General features: G+C 35.6%; 16 protein-coding genes. 9 read left to right on the forward strand and 7 right to left on the reverse strand.

Annotation, left to right across the window (positions count from 1 at the left end):
- Positions 1-112: 112 nt before the first annotated feature.
- From rlmN to rsmA, 4 genes are read right to left on the reverse strand one after another with little or no spacing between them, the layout of a single operon-like run.
- Positions 113-1,186, reverse strand: coding sequence for a 23S rRNA (adenine(2503)-C(2))-methyltransferase RlmN (gene rlmN, locus HCW_RS01810; RefSeq protein WP_014660522.1), 1,074 nt, complete (start codon positions 1,184-1,186; stop codon positions 113-115).
- Entirely contained in the window at positions 1,176-2,171 is a 996-nt protein-coding gene (locus tag HCW_RS01815) for a KpsF/GutQ family sugar-phosphate isomerase (protein WP_014660523.1), read from the reverse strand. The genes rlmN and HCW_RS01815 overlap by 11 nt, the downstream gene beginning before the upstream one ends.
- Positions 2,155-4,260 carry a ribonuclease J gene (locus HCW_RS01820; protein WP_014660524.1) on the reverse strand — a complete coding sequence of 702 codons (2,106 nt, stop codon included), beginning with the start codon at positions 4,258-4,260 and terminating at the stop codon, positions 2,155-2,157. Before HCW_RS01820 ends, HCW_RS01815 begins: the two co-directional genes overlap by 17 nt.
- A gap of 50 nt (positions 4,261-4,310) precedes the next feature.
- Positions 4,311-5,141, reverse strand: a complete 831-nt coding sequence (gene rsmA, locus HCW_RS01825) for a 16S rRNA (adenine(1518)-N(6)/adenine(1519)-N(6))-dimethyltransferase RsmA (protein ID WP_014660525.1) — start codon at positions 5,139-5,141, stop codon at positions 4,311-4,313.
- A 478-nt stretch (positions 5,142-5,619) separates the two neighbouring features.
- On the opposite strand from rsmA, the gene HCW_RS09340 reads away from it, so the two are divergent.
- From HCW_RS09340 to HCW_RS01835, 3 genes are all read left to right on the forward strand, one after another.
- Positions 5,620-5,757 (forward strand): hypothetical protein, encoded by a 138-nt coding sequence (locus tag HCW_RS09340; protein WP_014660526.1) that lies wholly within the window; start codon positions 5,620-5,622, stop codon positions 5,755-5,757.
- Positions 5,758-6,095: 338 nt separating this feature from the next.
- On the forward strand, positions 6,096-6,344 hold the full coding sequence (locus HCW_RS01830; protein ID WP_014660527.1) for a hypothetical protein: 249 nt from the start codon (positions 6,096-6,098) through the stop codon (positions 6,342-6,344).
- Between the two features lie 346 nt (positions 6,345-6,690).
- On the forward strand, positions 6,691-7,482 hold the full coding sequence (locus tag HCW_RS01835; protein ID WP_014660528.1) for an outer membrane beta-barrel protein: 792 nt from the start codon (positions 6,691-6,693) through the stop codon (positions 7,480-7,482).
- 17 nt (positions 7,483-7,499) lie between these two features.
- Here the strand turns inward: HCW_RS01835 and HCW_RS01840 are convergent, their stop codons facing one another.
- Positions 7,500-8,129, reverse strand: coding sequence for a hypothetical protein (locus HCW_RS01840; RefSeq protein ID WP_043902735.1), 630 nt, complete (start codon positions 8,127-8,129; stop codon positions 7,500-7,502).
- A gap of 129 nt (positions 8,130-8,258) precedes the next feature.
- On the opposite strand from HCW_RS01840, the gene HCW_RS01845 reads away from it, so the two are divergent.
- Genes HCW_RS01845 through HCW_RS01870 form a run of 6 tightly spaced genes read left to right on the forward strand, consistent with a single transcriptional unit; the run spans position 8,259 to position 14,614 of the window.
- Positions 8,259-8,516 carry an RNA-binding S4 domain-containing protein gene (locus HCW_RS01845; RefSeq protein WP_014660530.1) on the forward strand — a complete coding sequence of 86 codons (258 nt, stop codon included), beginning with the start codon at positions 8,259-8,261 and terminating at the stop codon, positions 8,514-8,516.
- A 10-nt stretch (positions 8,517-8,526) separates the two neighbouring features.
- Positions 8,527-11,304 (forward strand): isoleucine--tRNA ligase, encoded by a 2,778-nt coding sequence (ileS, locus tag HCW_RS01850; protein ID WP_014660531.1) that lies wholly within the window; start codon positions 8,527-8,529, stop codon positions 11,302-11,304.
- Positions 11,305-11,316: 12 nt separating this feature from the next.
- Positions 11,317-12,231, forward strand: coding sequence for a CpaF/VirB11 family protein (locus HCW_RS01855; RefSeq protein WP_014660532.1), 915 nt, complete (start codon positions 11,317-11,319; stop codon positions 12,229-12,231).
- Positions 12,232-13,554, forward strand: coding sequence for a flagellar protein export ATPase FliI (gene fliI / locus HCW_RS01860; RefSeq protein WP_014660533.1), 1,323 nt, complete (start codon positions 12,232-12,234; stop codon positions 13,552-13,554).
- An 11-nt stretch (positions 13,555-13,565) separates the two neighbouring features.
- Positions 13,566-13,832: a flagellar biosynthesis protein FliQ gene (gene fliQ, locus HCW_RS01865; protein WP_014660534.1), complete on the forward strand. Its 267-nt coding sequence runs from the start codon at positions 13,566-13,568 to the stop codon at positions 13,830-13,832.
- A 2-nt stretch (positions 13,833-13,834) separates the two neighbouring features.
- On the forward strand, positions 13,835-14,614 hold the full coding sequence (locus HCW_RS01870) for a UDP-N-acetylmuramate dehydrogenase (RefSeq protein ID WP_014660535.1): 780 nt from the start codon (positions 13,835-13,837) through the stop codon (positions 14,612-14,614).
- Positions 14,615-14,743: 129 nt separating this feature from the next.
- Here HCW_RS01870 and HCW_RS09910 read toward each other — a convergent pair whose 3' ends face one another.
- Positions 14,744-15,607, reverse strand: coding sequence for a phosphoethanolamine transferase (locus HCW_RS09910; RefSeq protein ID WP_043902577.1), 864 nt, complete (start codon positions 15,605-15,607; stop codon positions 14,744-14,746).
- The gene (locus HCW_RS09915) at positions 15,600-16,490 is read right to left on the reverse strand and encodes a sulfatase (RefSeq protein WP_014660537.1); all 891 of its coding nucleotides are present in this window, start codon (positions 16,488-16,490) and stop codon (positions 15,600-15,602) included. The genes HCW_RS09910 and HCW_RS09915 overlap by 8 nt, the downstream gene beginning before the upstream one ends.
- Between the last annotated feature and the right edge of the window lie 27 nt (positions 16,491-16,517).

Below are 16,517 nucleotides of genomic sequence, written 5' to 3' on the forward strand. Positions count from 1 at the left end.
ATTTTTTGACTCTGTTTTTTATTATTTATTTTAAAAACACAAAAAGCGTTTTTATTTTTTAGTTATCCATATATAATTAGAACAGAGCCTAAATTTTTAAAAGGCAAAAGGCTTAAGATTGTTGGTTAAGTTTCTTCTCTCTTAATTGTCCGCAAGCTGCCTCAATATCTAGGGCTTTGGATTCTCTAATAGTGCATAATAACCCTTTAGAGTTTAAAAAGTCTGCAAAAATTCTAGCGCTCTCTATACTAGGGCGTTGAAACTTGGAGCCCTCATGCGGATTGAATAAAATCAAATTCACTTTAGATTTAATGCCATTTAAAAGTTTTAGAAGTTTTTTAGCGCAATCCAGGCTATCGTTTAAATCTTTAATCAAAAGGTATTCAAACATCACTCTTTTGCGTTGTTCTAAAGGCCAAAGTCTTACTTCATTCAAAACACATTCAATATTGTATTTTTTATTCAAAGGCATTAAAGATGAGCGGGTTTTATCATCTACAGCGTGTAAAGATATGGCTAATTGCACGCCTAGATTCTTACTCGCTAACACAGGAATTTTATCGGCTACGCCACTAGTAGAAATCGTGATTCTCTTAGGTGAAATTTGTAAGCCGACCTTAAAAATCTCAATTGCTTTACACACTTCATCTAAGTTATTCAAAGGCTCACCCATTCCCATAAAGACAATGTTAAGCGCTTTTTCAATAGGTAAGTTATTGTCTTCTTTAATGAGTAGGGCTTGTTGGATAATTTCACTTGCTTTTAAGTTTCTTGCAAAACCGCCTTTTTGAGTGAAACAAAATGTACAGCCTACTTGACAGCCTACTTGACAAGACACGCATACGGTGTATTTTTCCCCTTCTAGTATGGCACCAGACTCTTCATCAATCTTTTTATCTTTCATCTTTAAAAGCACTGCTTCAAAAGTATGACCATCTATTAAAGACTTAAAAAGATATTTTTTAGAACCATCAATGCTCTTACTAACATGCGTGATTTCTATAGTGCGTAAGATAAATTCTTGTTCCAAATAAGCGATAAAATCTTTTGAAAAATTATTTTGCATGTCCTTAAAGCTTGTTTTATACTTCGCATAGAGCCACAAATAGAGTTGTTTAGCCCTAAAACTTGGTTTTAAAAGTTGGCTTAATTCATCTAAAGTAAAATCATAAATGCTAGGTTTCATTAGATAACCCTAATTCTAAAAGTTGGTGTAAGTGTAAGACCCCTAAAACTTTATTTTGAGTATCCACACACACTAAAAGCTGGATTTTATGGTGCTCTAAAAATTCTAACGCCTCTAAAATAAGGGCGTCTAAATTGTTAAAGCTTTTAGGTTTTAGAGTGGCAAAATGCTTGACTTCACTATCTAAACTAAGCCCCTTTAATAACGCTCTACGCACATCGCCATCGCTTAATACCCCTACAAGCTCGTTATTTTCATTGACTAAAATCGCACTACCCAAGCGTTTTTCGCTCATTTCTATGAGCGCATTTTTAAAGCTTGTGTTGGGCGTTATTAAAGGAAGATTGGTGGTTTGCAATAAATCTTTGACTTTCACAAAAAGCTTTTTGCCTAAAAGCCCGCCAGGATGAAAGGACGCAAAATCTTCTTTGCTAAAATTCTTTGCTTGCATTAAACATGCCATTAAAGCATCGCCTAGTGCAAGGGTGAGTGTGGTGGAAGTTGTAGGGGCGGTATTGATTGGGCAAGCCTCTTTATCAATTTTTAGGCTCAAATAATAATCGCCTAGTTTAGAGAGCGAGCTAGTAGGGCTTTTAGTCATGGTGATGATTTTATAGCTCAAGCGTTTTAGGTGTGAAAAAACACTTAATAATTCTTGAGATTCCCCCCCATAACTAATCATTAGAATAATATCGTTTTTATCTACCAAGCCTAAGTCCCCATGCATAGCCTCTGTTGGGTGTAAAAAAGCGCTTTTATTGCCGGTGCTTAGCATGGACGCCACAATTTTTTGAGCGACTAAGGCACTTTTGCCTACGCCCACAACAACAAGCTTGCCACCCCTTTTTTGGCTCTCTAAAATAAGCTTGATGATTTTTTCTAAATCATTAGAAGTTTGAAATTGCCTTGTGCTTTCTAAAAGTGCATGTGCCTCATCTTGTAAAACTTGTTGGGCAATGGCATTAAAATTAAGATGCGTGGACATGACAAATAATGGCTGGATATTTTCTAAACTTCTTAAACAACGATTTTCTAATGAAATTACGCACACAATCTTCTAATTTCTTAGGGTGGCTAAAGATTTCAGCATTACTAGATTTTAATAGCATTTCTAAGCCCCCTTGAATTTCTTTAGTCAAATTCTTTTCATCTTTAAAGCTTACAAGTCCTAGGCTAGAAAATTGAGAGCTTTCCAAAAGGGCTTGTTTGTTTTTATTGATAAAAAGCGTGGCAAAAAACGCCCCTACACTAGCGACTTCTTCTCTTTGTTGCACGATATTAGTGTCAATGCTTAGGCTACTTTGATTGTCAATATAGCTTTTCCCACTCTTAATGGTGCCGACTTTTCTAATGAAATTAGGGCTTACTTCTACTTGGTCGCCATCTTCCATTAAATAGATATTTTTTTCAGGCACTCCGCAAGCTATAGCGGTTTGTTTGTGGCGTGCGACATGGTTATACTCCCCATGCACAGGCAAGAAAAACTTGGGCTTAATAAGTCTTAGCATAAGCTTTTGTTCTTCTTGAGCGGCATGCCCGCTTACATGGATATTATTAAACTCTTGGTAAGCCACTTTGGCCTCTTTTTTCATTAAGAAATTCAACACCGCTGAAACACTTGCCTCATTACCCGGAATGGCTTTAGCTGAAATAATGATTAAATCGCTTGGTTTGATAGAAATATGGCGATGCTCATCAGTAGCCATGCGATATAAAGCGCTCATGGTTTCGCCTTGTGAACCGGTGGTTACGATTAAAACTTCATTATCAGGGTATTGCGCCACTTCATTAGCCTCAATGAAGGACTGATAGGGCAAATGGATATAGCCTAGCTCTCTAGCAATGTCTAGGTTTTTTTCCATGGAGCGACCGATTACGGCGATTTTTCGGTTGTATTTAATGCCATATTGTATGGCTTGATACACCCTATGGATATTGCTAGAGAAAGTGCTCATAATCACTCTTCCTTGTGCTTCTTTAAAAAGGGCGTCAAAGGTAGGGGCTATGGTGCTTTCACTTGGGGTGGTGCCAGCTTTATGAGAGTTGGTAGAATCGCTTAATAAAAGCATGACCCCCCTTTCACCATAATGAGCTAGGCGATACAAATCAGTGGGTAAGTTATCTACAGGAGTGTGGTCAATCTTAAAATCGCCGGTATGAATAATCGTGCCTGCTTTAGTTTGAATGGCTAACGCACTACTATCAATGATAGAGTGCGTGATATGAATCCATTCAATAATAAATTCGCCAATGCTAATAGGACAGCGTTTTTCAATGATTTTAAAATACGAGCGGTATTTTTTCAAGCCATGTTCATCAAACTTGCTTCCAATAAGACCTAAACTTAGGGGTGTGCCATAAAGGGGGAATTGCAATTCTTTGAATAAATAAGGCGTTGCTCCTATGTGGTCTTCATGGGCATGGGTGATGATAATACCAGCGATTTTGTCCTTGATTTGGTGCAGATAAGAAAAATCTGGGATTAAAATATCCACGCCAAATAGCCCTTCTTTAGGAAAGCTCATGCCCACATCAATCACAATAGCACTTTTTGGGGTTTCAATGACCATCATATTGCCCCCAATTTCGCCCAAGCCCCCCAAAGGCGTGATTTTAACGCTTGCTTTAGAGTTTAAATTCATCTTATAATGCGGATTTAAGTGTTCCACTTGAATTTTATTATTAGCCTCAACGCCTTTTTTTAGTTCTTTATGAAAGCCTAAAGTTCCTCTCTCATTCACATGTAAAATCTCTGTTACGCCCTCTACTTTGTTTTTATCCAGCTCTTCTTTAGCGTAATTTCTTGTTTTTTGTGGAGCATTTTTGGGTTTGTTGTGGTTAGGGTTATTTGACCTTTCTTTTTTATTGTGGTTGTTTGCATGCTCTTTTTTATGGGGTTTTTGATTGTGGTTATTCTCATCTTTGTTTTGCGCATTTTCTTTAAAGCGTTTTTTGCGGTTAGCAAAACGATTGAATGCCCCAACTCTAGGCTCGTTATGATTAGAATTGGGTTGATTGTGGTTGTATGAGTGCTCATTATTCTCATAATTGTTATGCTCGTTATTCTCTTGCATTGGGTTCTTCCTTTACTATATTTATTTATCCTTTTATAAAAAGGTAATATCTAATCCAAAATAAAATCTAAGAGCTTGAGATAATCTCTAATCTCAGATGCCCTTATGCTATGGGGTTGTCCCTCTAGTTCTAAAAATTCTAACACCTTAGCAAGCTTTTCTTGATAAGAAACGCTTTTTTTAAGATTGTTTGAAAGCGTCTTTCTAGGGGCTATGAAACAAGCTTTCAAAAAATCTTCTAATCTGTCAAAGCCAAGTGTTAACGCCTTGTCAAAATCCATTTTTTCTAAGACACCCTTTTGCCCTAAACAAGCTAATGTGTCTTCTTTAGAACGCTCTTTAATGACTTGAAACACGCTAGAAAACACCTTAGGTGGCGGACTAAACGCACTAGGTGGCACATCAAATAAAAGAGTGGCATTCCCTATAGCACCAGCTAGAACACTTAAGGCGTTTTGAGTGTTTTCTTTGGCACAAAACTTTAACGCTACTTCTTTTTGTGTCATCACTAATAAACCCCTACACTTAGGGTCTTTAAGAGCATTTAATACAAGCCTAGTAGCGATGTAATAAGGCAAATTAGAGACTAAAAAATAAGGCTCTTGCTCGTTTAAAAAAAGCGCATCTTGAGACACAAGCTCCAAAGCAAAGCGCCTTTTCTCTCTCTCAAGCCTTGCTCGTATGCGCTCACACAGCTCGTTATCTATTTCATAAGTCTTTAGCGGATACAAATCTAACAACTTGCAAGTCAAATCGCCTAGCCCCACTCCAATTTCAATTAAATTCACTTGGTCTAATGGGGGCAAAGCGCTTACAATCTGGTCTAAAAACGACTCATCTGTTAAAAAATGCTGTCCTAAGGACTTCTTGGCTACAACCATAAGAGTTGATTCCTACTCCAACTATTATACTTAAAAAGCACTTGCCTTAGTAGCTTTGTGCTTTAAAAGTTTTGTATATGAAAGGCATTATAGCTTTTTTATCTTAAATTGAACGCTTTTTGTGAAAGTGGCAAAAAACTCTAATACTAATAATTGATAATATAGATAGTGCAAATTCAAAGATTTTTAAAAAGATAGATAAAAACTTGATTTTGTTTAACAATTAATGGTTCTTGTGGCTTATATTAACAATCCAACTACTTAGATATATCTAAGTAGTTGGGGCAACTCAAGCAAGAGATGTTATGCTAGGTAACTAGCAAGCAGAAAGTTGCTAAGTTTGGTATGTAGCGTTATTACTACCACAATTTTCTAACGCAAACATTGAGACTTGGTTTTGACAAGCTTTGAGTAGCAGGTAGCAAAATTAGGTTGAGCGAAAGCTCTAAAAATACAAATTTCAATTAAAGGAGACACCATGTCTAACAATAACAACCACAACCACAATGCGCAAAACAACAACAATAACAACGCTTGCAACCATAACAACAACAATGCGAAAAATAATAACAACAACAATGCGCAAAACAACAATAACAATAATGCTAAAAATTAAGTTATTGTAAGGCTTAGGGGGCAAAGCCACTTTTTATTGGCTCTTGCTCTCTTATAGTGGTCAATGGCTATTTCAGCCTTTGGCTATTAAGTTTCTCCACTAAAAAACTTCTTGGTATGATAACCACAATCTAAAATTTAGCTTGAATGCGTTCTATTATATTTTAGCCTTGGATTAGGGGCAATTTTATGTAGGTTTTGCTTATAAAATGCTTGAAAGTTAATGAATAAAATTCAAAAGTTAACAATTGGTTGACTTTTGTGGCTTAGAATCAAGGTCTAGCAAATAAGAATTGCTAGTATTAAAATTTTAAAATAAAGGAGACATCATGGCACACCATGAACATCACGGCGAACACCACCATCATCATCAACACCATCATCATCACCACTATCATGGCGGTGAACATCACCACCACCACCACCACTATTCAGGTGGCGAAGAGCATCATGGAGAGCATCACGAAGAGGGTTGCTGTCATGGTCATCACGGACATCACGAAGAAGATTAAGTCCGTGTGGGCTAGGGGTAACTCCAATGGGGTTGTCCCTAGTTTTTGGTTAGTGCAATCCTTGTTAAAAATTTAGTCAAATAGATTAAACTCTCTCAAAACGCTATTTTTTAAATAATTTCATAGATTATACAGATATATAAAGAGTAATTTTTTAATCAAGTCGTATGGTCAAAGTTTCTTAGTTTAAGTTTAAGTTTGCTATCATATTTCAAACCATATTTTAAATAGGAAAAAGATATGCAAGTTACCCCCCCCCCATTATTTTAAAATCAAGTAAGAAGTTTTTTAAAATCGCTTTCTATTCTGCGTTAGGGTTTAATCTTAGCTATGCTTTAGATGAAAGCAAGCTTAATGAACTCATTGAAAAGAAAGTTAAAGAAGTTTTAGCCAAACAAGAAATCAAGCCTAAACATAAAAGAGTGGATAGAAGCGGTCTTTTTGCTGGACTTGGGTATAGTGGGATGTATTCGTGGAATGTGCTTCCTAATGGTTTTCTATCAACAAATTGGACTAATGGTCGTATAGACAATAATCTTTTAGGTGTTTCTTCAGAAACTTATATGATTTTAGATAGAAAAAATCCTAACACACTTCTAAATGGTGCTAATTTTAAAGTAGGTTATCAATACATCGCTCCTGTTAGAGTTAAAAAAATGAGTTTTGGAGTGAGGGGAGGGTTTCAATACGCTTATAGCGTCGGTGATTATATGGATACAAATACAATTAGTTATCAATACCGACATGCATTTTTTAATAATAACGATCCGTTAAATCAAATAATGAAAATATTAAATCCATGGTTAGCAACAACGCAAAATAAGATTATAAATAATTATAAAACATCTTCAAGTATTATTATGAATACTTATAGCTTTTTCATAGATTTTTTGCATAATATTTACGAAAACGATAAATTATTTGTCGGTTATTTTATAGGGGCTGGACTAGGGGGTGAGAGCGTGCAGGTTGGATATTTTGGAAGATGGAATAGCCAAGTTGCACAATTTCAAGGCTATGGCTCGTTAGGTTTGAGAATGGGCGATAGACACCACACGCTAGAATTGAGCGCTAGTATTCATGGCGATGCTCCAAATTGCTCTAAGAAAAAGCCAAAGACTTGTGAGAGCATAAGACCTATGCAAGTAAAAATCCCTAGAGGATTTTTTGAAAGTTATGTTACATGGAGTGCGGATTATGTCTATCGGTTTTAAAGTCTTTTAAAAAGGCTTTAATGGTCTATTATATCTTTTAAGGAATAGTTTTTAAGTTTTTGATTTAAACTCCCCTCAATCCATTTAACATTAGCACCCTTTTCATTATTATTGAATAAAAACACGCCTACAACCCCATTTTTAAGAGGCTTAAGGGCTACTTCTACGCTAGGAAGAATGATATTTTTTTGATTAGGCTTAACTTCAAAAGCTAGGAAAAAGGGCTGATTGTTTTTAAAATCATAACCATTTCTTAAACTTGGATAGCCTGGAGCGCTTTGAATAATATTTTTTTCTGTATGGACACTAAAGGAATCTAAATAATAATATCCGGGCTCTAGTTTGATAGTTTGGGTTTTGGCTTTAGAATAGCTATTTTTCCATAAAAGCATAAAAAAGTTATTCCCTCCTAGTGCAATTAAACGCCCTCTAGGGTCTTTGAGCTTGAGTTTTTCAGCGCCCTTATAAGGGTCGCTATTAAAAAGTCCTTTTTCTTTTAACAGAGCATTATGCTTAGAAATAGTTTCTCTATCAATTTTACGCCAATAAGTGCGGACACTCTGTCCTTGATGAGCGATAAAAATGCTTACTAAACTTGTATTCTTAATTTTGGGGGATAAACAAGAGCTAAAAAGAAACGCAGTCATAAAACTACATAAAAGAGCGTATTTTTTCAAAAAATTTCCTTATTCAAATTTGTTTTTAGATAGTAGCATAACTTAAAATAATATAAAAGTTACAACTAAGAACAAGCAATAATAGGATAGAATAATCACATGCGAATAGATAAATTTTTACAATCAGTGGGTTTAATTAAAAGGCGTGTTTTAGCGACAGATATGTGTAATGAAAAGGCTGTGCAACTTAATGGTAGTTGCACTAAACCTAGCAAGGAAGTAAAAGTGGGCGATATTATTAGCTTGCATTATCTAAAAGGAGTAGAAGAATACACTATTTTACAAGTGCCTACTTTAAAAAATGTGCCTAGAAAAGATATACATCTTTATGTAGAGCCTAAAAACACCACTAAATAAGGATAATGGAATGAAAGAATACAAAAATACCCTAAATCTAAATGCGACTACCTTTTCTATGAAAGGGAATTTAAGCGTTAATGAGCCTAAGACTTATGCCAAATGGCAAGAGCAAGGGGCGTTTAAACGCATGCAAAAAAGAAAGAATAATCATGGGAGTTTCACTTTGCATGATGGTCCACCTTATGCGAATGGGCATTTGCATTTAGGGCATGCACTCAATAAGATTTTAAAAGATATTGTTGTTAAGAGAGAGTATTTTAAGGGGAAGAAAGTTTATTATACGCCCGGCTGGGATTGCCATGGCTTACCCATTGAGCAACAAATTTTAGAGCAATTAGAAAAAGAAAAAACAAGCCTAGAAAACCCCACGCTTTTTAGAGAGAAGTGTAGAGAGCATGCTAAGAAATTTTTAGAAATCCAAAAAGAAGAGTTTTTGCAATTAGGCGTTTTAGGGGATTTTGAAGAGCCTTATAAAACGATGGATTTTAAATTTGAAGCAAGCATTTATAAAGCCTTAGTAGAAGTGGCTAAAAAAGGGCTTTTAAAAGAACGCCATAAGCCCATTTATTGGAGTTATGCATGTGAGAGTGCTTTAGCTGAAGCTGAAGTGGAATATAAAATGAAAAAATCGCCTTCAGTGTTTGTAGCATTTAGTTTAAAAAATGAGAGTCTAGAAAAATTAAAGGTTACTAAAGCTAGTTTAGTAATTTGGACGACCACGCCTTGGACTTTGTGTGCGAATGTAGCGATTGCTCTAAAAAGAGACGCCATTTATGTGCTTACCAAAAAGGGTTATATCGTTGCAAAAGCCTTGCATGAGAAGTTAGTCGCTTTAAAGGTGGTGGATAGTGAGATTACGCATGAATTTAATGCGAATAATTTGGAATATTTAGTCGCTACAAACCCACTAAATAACAGAGAATCGCTTGTTGTTTTAGGCAAACATGTAGGTTTAGAAGATGGCACAGGGGCAGTTCATACAGCCCCTGGACATGGTGAAGATGACTACTATCTAGGCTTAGAATACAATTTAGAGGTGCTTATGCCTGTAGATGAAAAGGGTTGCTATGATGAGAGCATTATTCATAAAAAATTATTAGATAAAAGCTACCTAGGCGAACATGTTTTTAAGGCTCAAAAACGCATTATAGAGCAACTAGGCGATTCACTCTTGTTAGAACAAGAGATTGAGCATTCCTATCCACATTGCTGGAGAACGCACAAACCGGTGATTTATAGAGCGACGACGCAGTGGTTTATTCTAATGGACGAGCCTTTTATTCAAAATGATGGCTCTAAAAAAACTTTAAGAGAAGTGGCTCTAAATGCGATTGAGAAAGTGGAATTTGTGCCTAGCTCTGGGAAAAATCGCCTAAAAACCATGATAGAGAATCGCCCTGACTGGTGCTTGAGTAGGCAAAGAAAATGGGGTGTTCCATTAGCCTTTTTTATAGACAAACGCACGAATAAGCCTTGTTTTGAAACAGAAGTCTTAGAACATGTGATTAAACTTTTTGAAGAAAAGGGCTGTGATATATGGTGGGAATATAGCGTAGTGGATTTATTGCCCCCTAGTCATAAAGATAATGCTAAACACTATGAAAAAGTCATGCATATTTTAGATGTGTGGTTTGATAGTGCTAGCACCTTTAAGGCGGTTTTAGAAGACTATAAGGGGACAAAAGGGCAAAGTCCTAGCGATATTGTTTTAGAAGGGAGTGATCAGCATAGGGGGTGGTTTCAAAGCTCGCTCTTACTAGGCTGTATTTTAAATAACATTGCCCCTTTTAAAAAGGTTATTACGCATGGCTTTATCGTAGATGAAAAGGGCGAAAAGATGAGTAAATCTAAGGGCAATGTCGTGTCCTTAGATAGCTTACTCAAAAAGCATGGGAGCGATATTGTGCGTTTATGGGTGGCGTTTAATGACTATCAAAACGATTTAAGAGTCTCTCAAACCTTTTTTGCCCAAACTGAGCAACATTATAAGAAATTCCGAAACACCTTAAAATTCTTACTCGCTAATTTTAGCGATATGACGCTTAAAGATTTAGAACACTCTCATACTTTTAGCTCTTTAGATAGTTTCTTATTAGAAAAATTAGAAACCATGAGTAATGAAGTTAATAGTGCGTTTGAAGAGCATGATTTTGTTAAGGGCTTGAATATTTTAATGGCGTTTGTTACTAATGAATTGAGTGGGATTTATTTAGATGCTTGTAAGGATAGCTTGTATTGTGATAGCATAGACAATGAAAAACGCCGAGCCATTCAAATGGTTTTGCTGGCTGTAGCTAGTAGGTTGTGTTACTTTCTAGCTCCGATTTTAACACACAGCATTGAAGAAGTCTTAGAGCATAGCGGAGTGCTTCGTGCGTTTTTAGAAGCTAAAGATGTGTTTGACTTAAAAGATATTAAGGTTTTAGAAAAACTTCGCATTAAAGAACTAAAAAAGCAAGATTTTAAAGAAATCTTGGAATTGCGTTCTATTTTTAGTGAAGAGCTAGACAAATTGAAAAAAGAAGGCGTAATCAAGAATTCACTAGAATGTGGCATTGAAATTAAAGACAAAACGCTCAATGAAAACTTAGTAGAAGAATTGCTTATGGTAAGCTTTGTGGGGCAATTTAAAGAGAATATGGCTAAAGAAAAATTAAGCCAAAACAAAAAATTCGTGCTTTTTAAAGCCCCCTTTTTTAAATGCCCCAGATGTTGGCGTTTTAAAAGCGAGTTAGAAAATACACCTTGTAAGCGTTGCGAGCAAGTTTTAAAAGAACAACAATAAGGAAATAGGGCTTTGCAAACTTTACAAACCCATAGAGTTTTACAAGCCCTAATCGCCCATTTTACGCCTTTTTTAGAAAGTGGCATTACAGAACTGATTATCAATAACGAACAAGAACTTTGGCTTTATAAAGTCAATAACACACGAGAAAAAATCAAAGCGGAGCTTTTTAGCAAGGAATTTTTACTGAGATTTTGTGAGCAATTAGCAAGTTTTAGGGGGTTATTTTTTGATGAATTTCACCCTACGCTTAATTGCTCCATTCCTTTTACACGCTATAGAGTGAGTGCGAATCATTTTAGCATTACCACTAACCATCAAATTACGCTTAATATCCGTGTGCCACAACTTAACCCCTTAAATTTAGATGATTTCGCTTTTAAAACAAGCGATAAAGAGAGCTTAAAAGAATTGGCATTAAAGGGGCATAATATTCTTATTAGTGGGGAGACTTCAAGTGGGAAAACAAGCTTGCTAAACGCTCTTTTAAATTGTGTGAATAAAGATGAAAGAATTGTGAGCGTTGAAGATAGTCAGGAGCTAGATTTAAAGGCGTTTGAAAATTCTATAGGGCTTTTAGTGGGTAAGCAAGAAAATGGGTGCTTTAATTATGAAGATGCCTTGAATATGGCTATGCGACTAAACCCTGATAGGCTCATTGTAGGCGAGATTGACACAAGAAATGCGGCACTATTTTTGCGTTTAGGAAACACGGGGCATAAGGGCATGCTTTCAACCATTCATGCAAGTAGTGCTAAAAAAACTTTAGAAGCTCTTTCATTGAATTTGGGCATGCGATATTCGCATTCTTTAGATAAGGATTTGATGCAAGCGTATTTTAAGAGTGCGATTGATGTCATTATCCATGTCAATAGAATCAAAAATGTGCGTCAAATTACTGAAGTGTTATTCACTAAAGAGTTTTAAATGCCCCTAAAATCGCTTAAAAACCGCTTGAATCAAAATTTTGATTTATCGCCCCGCTATGGGAGTGTGAAAAAAATCATGCCAAATATCGTTTATGCGAATGGTTTTAACCCATCAGTGGGCGATGTGGTTAAAATTGAGAAAAGCGATGGCACAGAATGCGTGGGAATGGTCGTGGTGGTAGAAAAAGAGCAATTTGGTTTCACGCCCTTTAGTTTTATAGAAGGCACTAGAGCTGGCGATAAAGTGCTGTTTTTAAAAGAGGGACTGACTTTTCCTGTGGGTCGTAATCTTTTAGGAAGAGTGCTAAACCCTTTAGGACAAGCCATTGATAATAAGGGGGCATTAGATTATGAGAGCCTAGCTCCTGTGATTACTACTCCTATTGCCCCCTTAAAAAGAGGCTTGATTGATGAGGTTTTTAGCGTGGGGGTAAAGAGCATTGATGGGCTTTTGACTTGTGGTAAGGGGCAAAAACTAGGTATTTTTGCAGGTTCTGGGGTGGGTAAATCCACTTTAATGGGCATGATTACTAGGGGTTGTGCGGCACAAATTAAAGTGATTGCTCTAATAGGCGAAAGGGGTAGAGAAATACCTGAATTTATAGAAAAGAATCTCAAAGGGGATTTAAGCTCTTGTGTGCTGATTGTTGCCACAAGCGATGATAGCCCTTTAATGCGAAAATATGGGGCGTTTTGTGCGATGAGCGTGGCGGAGTATTTTAAAAATCAAGGGTTAGATGTGTTGTTTATGATGGATTCGGTTACTCGTTTTGCTATGGCTCAAAGAGAAATCGGTCTGTCCTTAGGCGAACCGCCCACTTCCAAAGGCTACCCCCCATCGGCACTTTCATTATTACCCCAGCTTATGGAAAGAGCTGGCAAAGAAGAGGGCAAGGGAAGTATTACCGCCTTTTTTAGCGTGCTAGTAGAGGGCGATGATTTAAGCGACCCTATAGCTGACCAAGCCAGAAGTATTTTAGATGGGCATATTGTCCTAAGTAGGGAGCTAACCGATTATGGTATCTATCCGCCTATCAATATCCTCAACTCCGCATCAAGGGTAGCTAGAGATATAACAAGCGAGTCTCAAAACCTAAATGCGAGAAAATTCCGCCGTTTGTATGCGTTATTGAAAGAAAATGAAATGCTCATTCGTATCGGCTCTTATCAAATGGGAAATGATAGAGAACTTGATGAAGCGATTAATAAAAAGGCTTTAATGGAGCAATTTTTAATGCAAGATGAAAACGCCTTACAACCTTTTGAAAAAAGCTTTAAAGAGCTAGAAGAAATCTTACAAACCCCCCAAAAAGGAATATAGAAAGGAATATTATGGAAGCACAACTGATGAAACTCGCCATTGAGACTTATAAAATCACTTTGATGATTTCTTTACCGGTATTGTTAGTGGGCTTAGTGGTGGGGCTATTAGTGAGTATTTTTCAAGCGACCACTCAAATCAATGAAATGACCTTATCCTTTGTGCCTAAGATTTTAGCTGTGATTGGCGTCATTATTTTAACCATGCCTTGGATGACCAACATGCTTTTAGATTACACAAAAACCTTAATCAAACTCATTCCTAAGTTCATAGGCTAGAAATGTTAGAAAAAATTATTGATTTTTCTTCTTATAGTAGCGTGAAAATCGGCACACCCTTAAAAGTGAGTGTTTTAGAAAATGATAATGAAATCTCTAAAGAACATCAAATTATAGGTCTAGCGAACAATCTTTTAATCGCTCCTAGAGTTAAAAATCTCGCCTTGTTAGGCAAAAATTATGATTATATTTGCGATAAGGGCGAGATGATTGAAGTAGGGGGGGCGACAAATGCGGCTAAAATTTTTGGTTATTTTAGGGCGAACAATTTGGGGGGTTTGGAGTTTTTAGGGCAATTACCCGGCACTTTAGGGGCGTTAATCAAAATGAATGCCGGTATGAAAGAATTTGAAATTAAAAATATTTTAGAAAGTGCTTATATTAATAATGAATGGCTAGAGAATAAGAATTTAGGCTTAAGTTATCGTGGCAGTGCGTTTAATGGCATTGTTTTAAGAGCGAGATTTAAAAAAGTGCCTAACTTTAGAGAAGAAGTTTTTAAAGCGTGTAAAAGCATGCGAAAAAGCCATCCTAAATTGCCTAATTTTGGGAGTTGTTTTAAAAATCCGCCTAATGATTATGCAGGAAGACTCCTAGAAAGCGTGGGTTTAAAGGGCTATTGTCTTAAAAGAGTGGGCTTTGCCAAAGAGCATGCGAATTTTTTAGTGAATTTGGGTGGTGCAGAATTTGAAGAAGCACTAGAATTGATAGAATTAGCCAAGGCTAGAGTATGGCAAGAATGGGGCATTTGTTTAGAAGAAGAAGTGAAAATTTTAAGGTAGGGTAAATATATTGTATTTTCGCATAAAAAAGGCTTGTTATTGAATGATAAGAAATTCTTTTTTAAAAGAAAAGAATTTTAAAAAACTTATTCTAAAACTTAGGGAGCTACCCCATTTTTCTAGTTGTGCTTACTTAATCTCATCATAATTGATACTATTACAAAAAATCCTTTTTCTTGTAGTATCAAACTTAGGGCTAAAAAGATTTTTACTCTCTATTTCATCTTTGGTATGTATGCCTACTAAAGGTAAGAGCGAATGGATTAAATCATCGCTCATAAAGGGCTTATTCAAAGCTTGTTTAATCAACTCTACTTTTTTAGGGTGTCTTTCTTTAAAAATATCACTCACATAAATCATAAAAGGGATTTCTACGCCTTTTTTAGAGCATTTATGCCCAAAGGTAGAGCCACTTTCAAAAATATCTTGGGCGTGGTCGCTTAGATAAAACACTATGGCGTCTTTATCTTTAAAGAGATTAAAAATTTCATTGAGAATATAATCGTTATAATAAAGCGAATTAACATAATCAGCGACAATTTGCTTGTCTTTGTCATTACTTACATGTAATTTAGTAAAAGACAAGTCGCTTGGTTTGAATTTGGCGAAGTTTTTGGGGAAACGCTCGTTATAAATTCCATGACTACCCATTAAATGCAACAGAATAAAATTATTAGTTTCAAGGTTAGGCAATATTTTATTTTTTGCACCATGAATTAACCACTCATCTAAAACATGCCAATTGTTGTTATAATTAAAAGCCATATCAAATGGTAATGATAACAAATAATAGGGTGTAAGCTTGGGTTCTAATGCTCGTAAAGATTCTTGATTGTCTAAATCAAAGGTTTTATAATTGGCTTGTTTGAAAATATTACCAAGATTATTGAACTGATACCATGGGGTATTTCTATTTTCATAATCACTATAAGTTAAAAGGCGTGTGAAGTTCTCTAAAGTAAAAGCCTCGCTAGAAACAGCATTCTTAAAAATATAAAGCGAAGGGCGTTTTACTTCTCTCTCTCTCTCTCTCTCTCTCGTTGGCGATTTTGCTTAATAAGGGGTTATTAGGGGCGTTATAGCCATAGAGTCGCATAAAATTCTTGCTCGCACTTTCGCCGATGATTAAGACAACATTAGCAATAGGATTTTCTTCTACACTTAAATAATCTTTTTTTGAGAATTTATTTAAATTTTCTAAGAACTTTAATCCTACTTGTTCTGTTTTGGCTAAATAAAAAGCATAAAGACTTTTTGTTAAGGGTGTGGAGTTGGCTAGAGTGTTTGTGGTGTAATACAAAGTATGTTGAGTCATCAAGCTTTTAAAACCATGCGAAAGAATAATGAGCATAAGAAAGCCATTGATAAAGCAAGTTTTCTTTAATGAGATGTGCATGTTAAAACGCATAAAATATAAAAAAGAACACAAAAATACAATATAAAGAATAGGGATTAAAGGTCTAGCAAGAATCACGCTTTCAAAAAAGGCTTTACTCTCACTAGGATTTGTGGCTAGAATGGTTTGTATCATAATAGTAGATATAGGCATATTGAAATAATAGGCATTAAAAATATCCACTATTCCAAATAGGCATACAAGAATTAAGAAAGTATTTTTTAAAAAATGACTAATGCGATTATTTTTAACATAACTTAAAATAAAATAGGATAAAAAATAGATAGAAAAACCAAAAAAAGCAGTCTTAAAAGTTTCTTTGGCAATAAATAAATAATTAATATATTCATGTTGTGTCTTTAAAGAAAAAATACAAGAAATAATGGTGATTAAGAGCATTAAAAAGAAACGATTGTCTAAGTTTATATTACTTTTAGGCACAAAAAGGGTTTTAAAGAATTTTATGAGTGGAGTTGTCATTAAATGTCCTAAAATTTAGTAATGTGA

This window comes from Helicobacter cetorum MIT 00-7128 (assembly GCF_000259255.1).
Classification (GTDB): domain Bacteria; phylum Campylobacterota; class Campylobacteria; order Campylobacterales; family Helicobacteraceae; genus Helicobacter; species Helicobacter cetorum_B.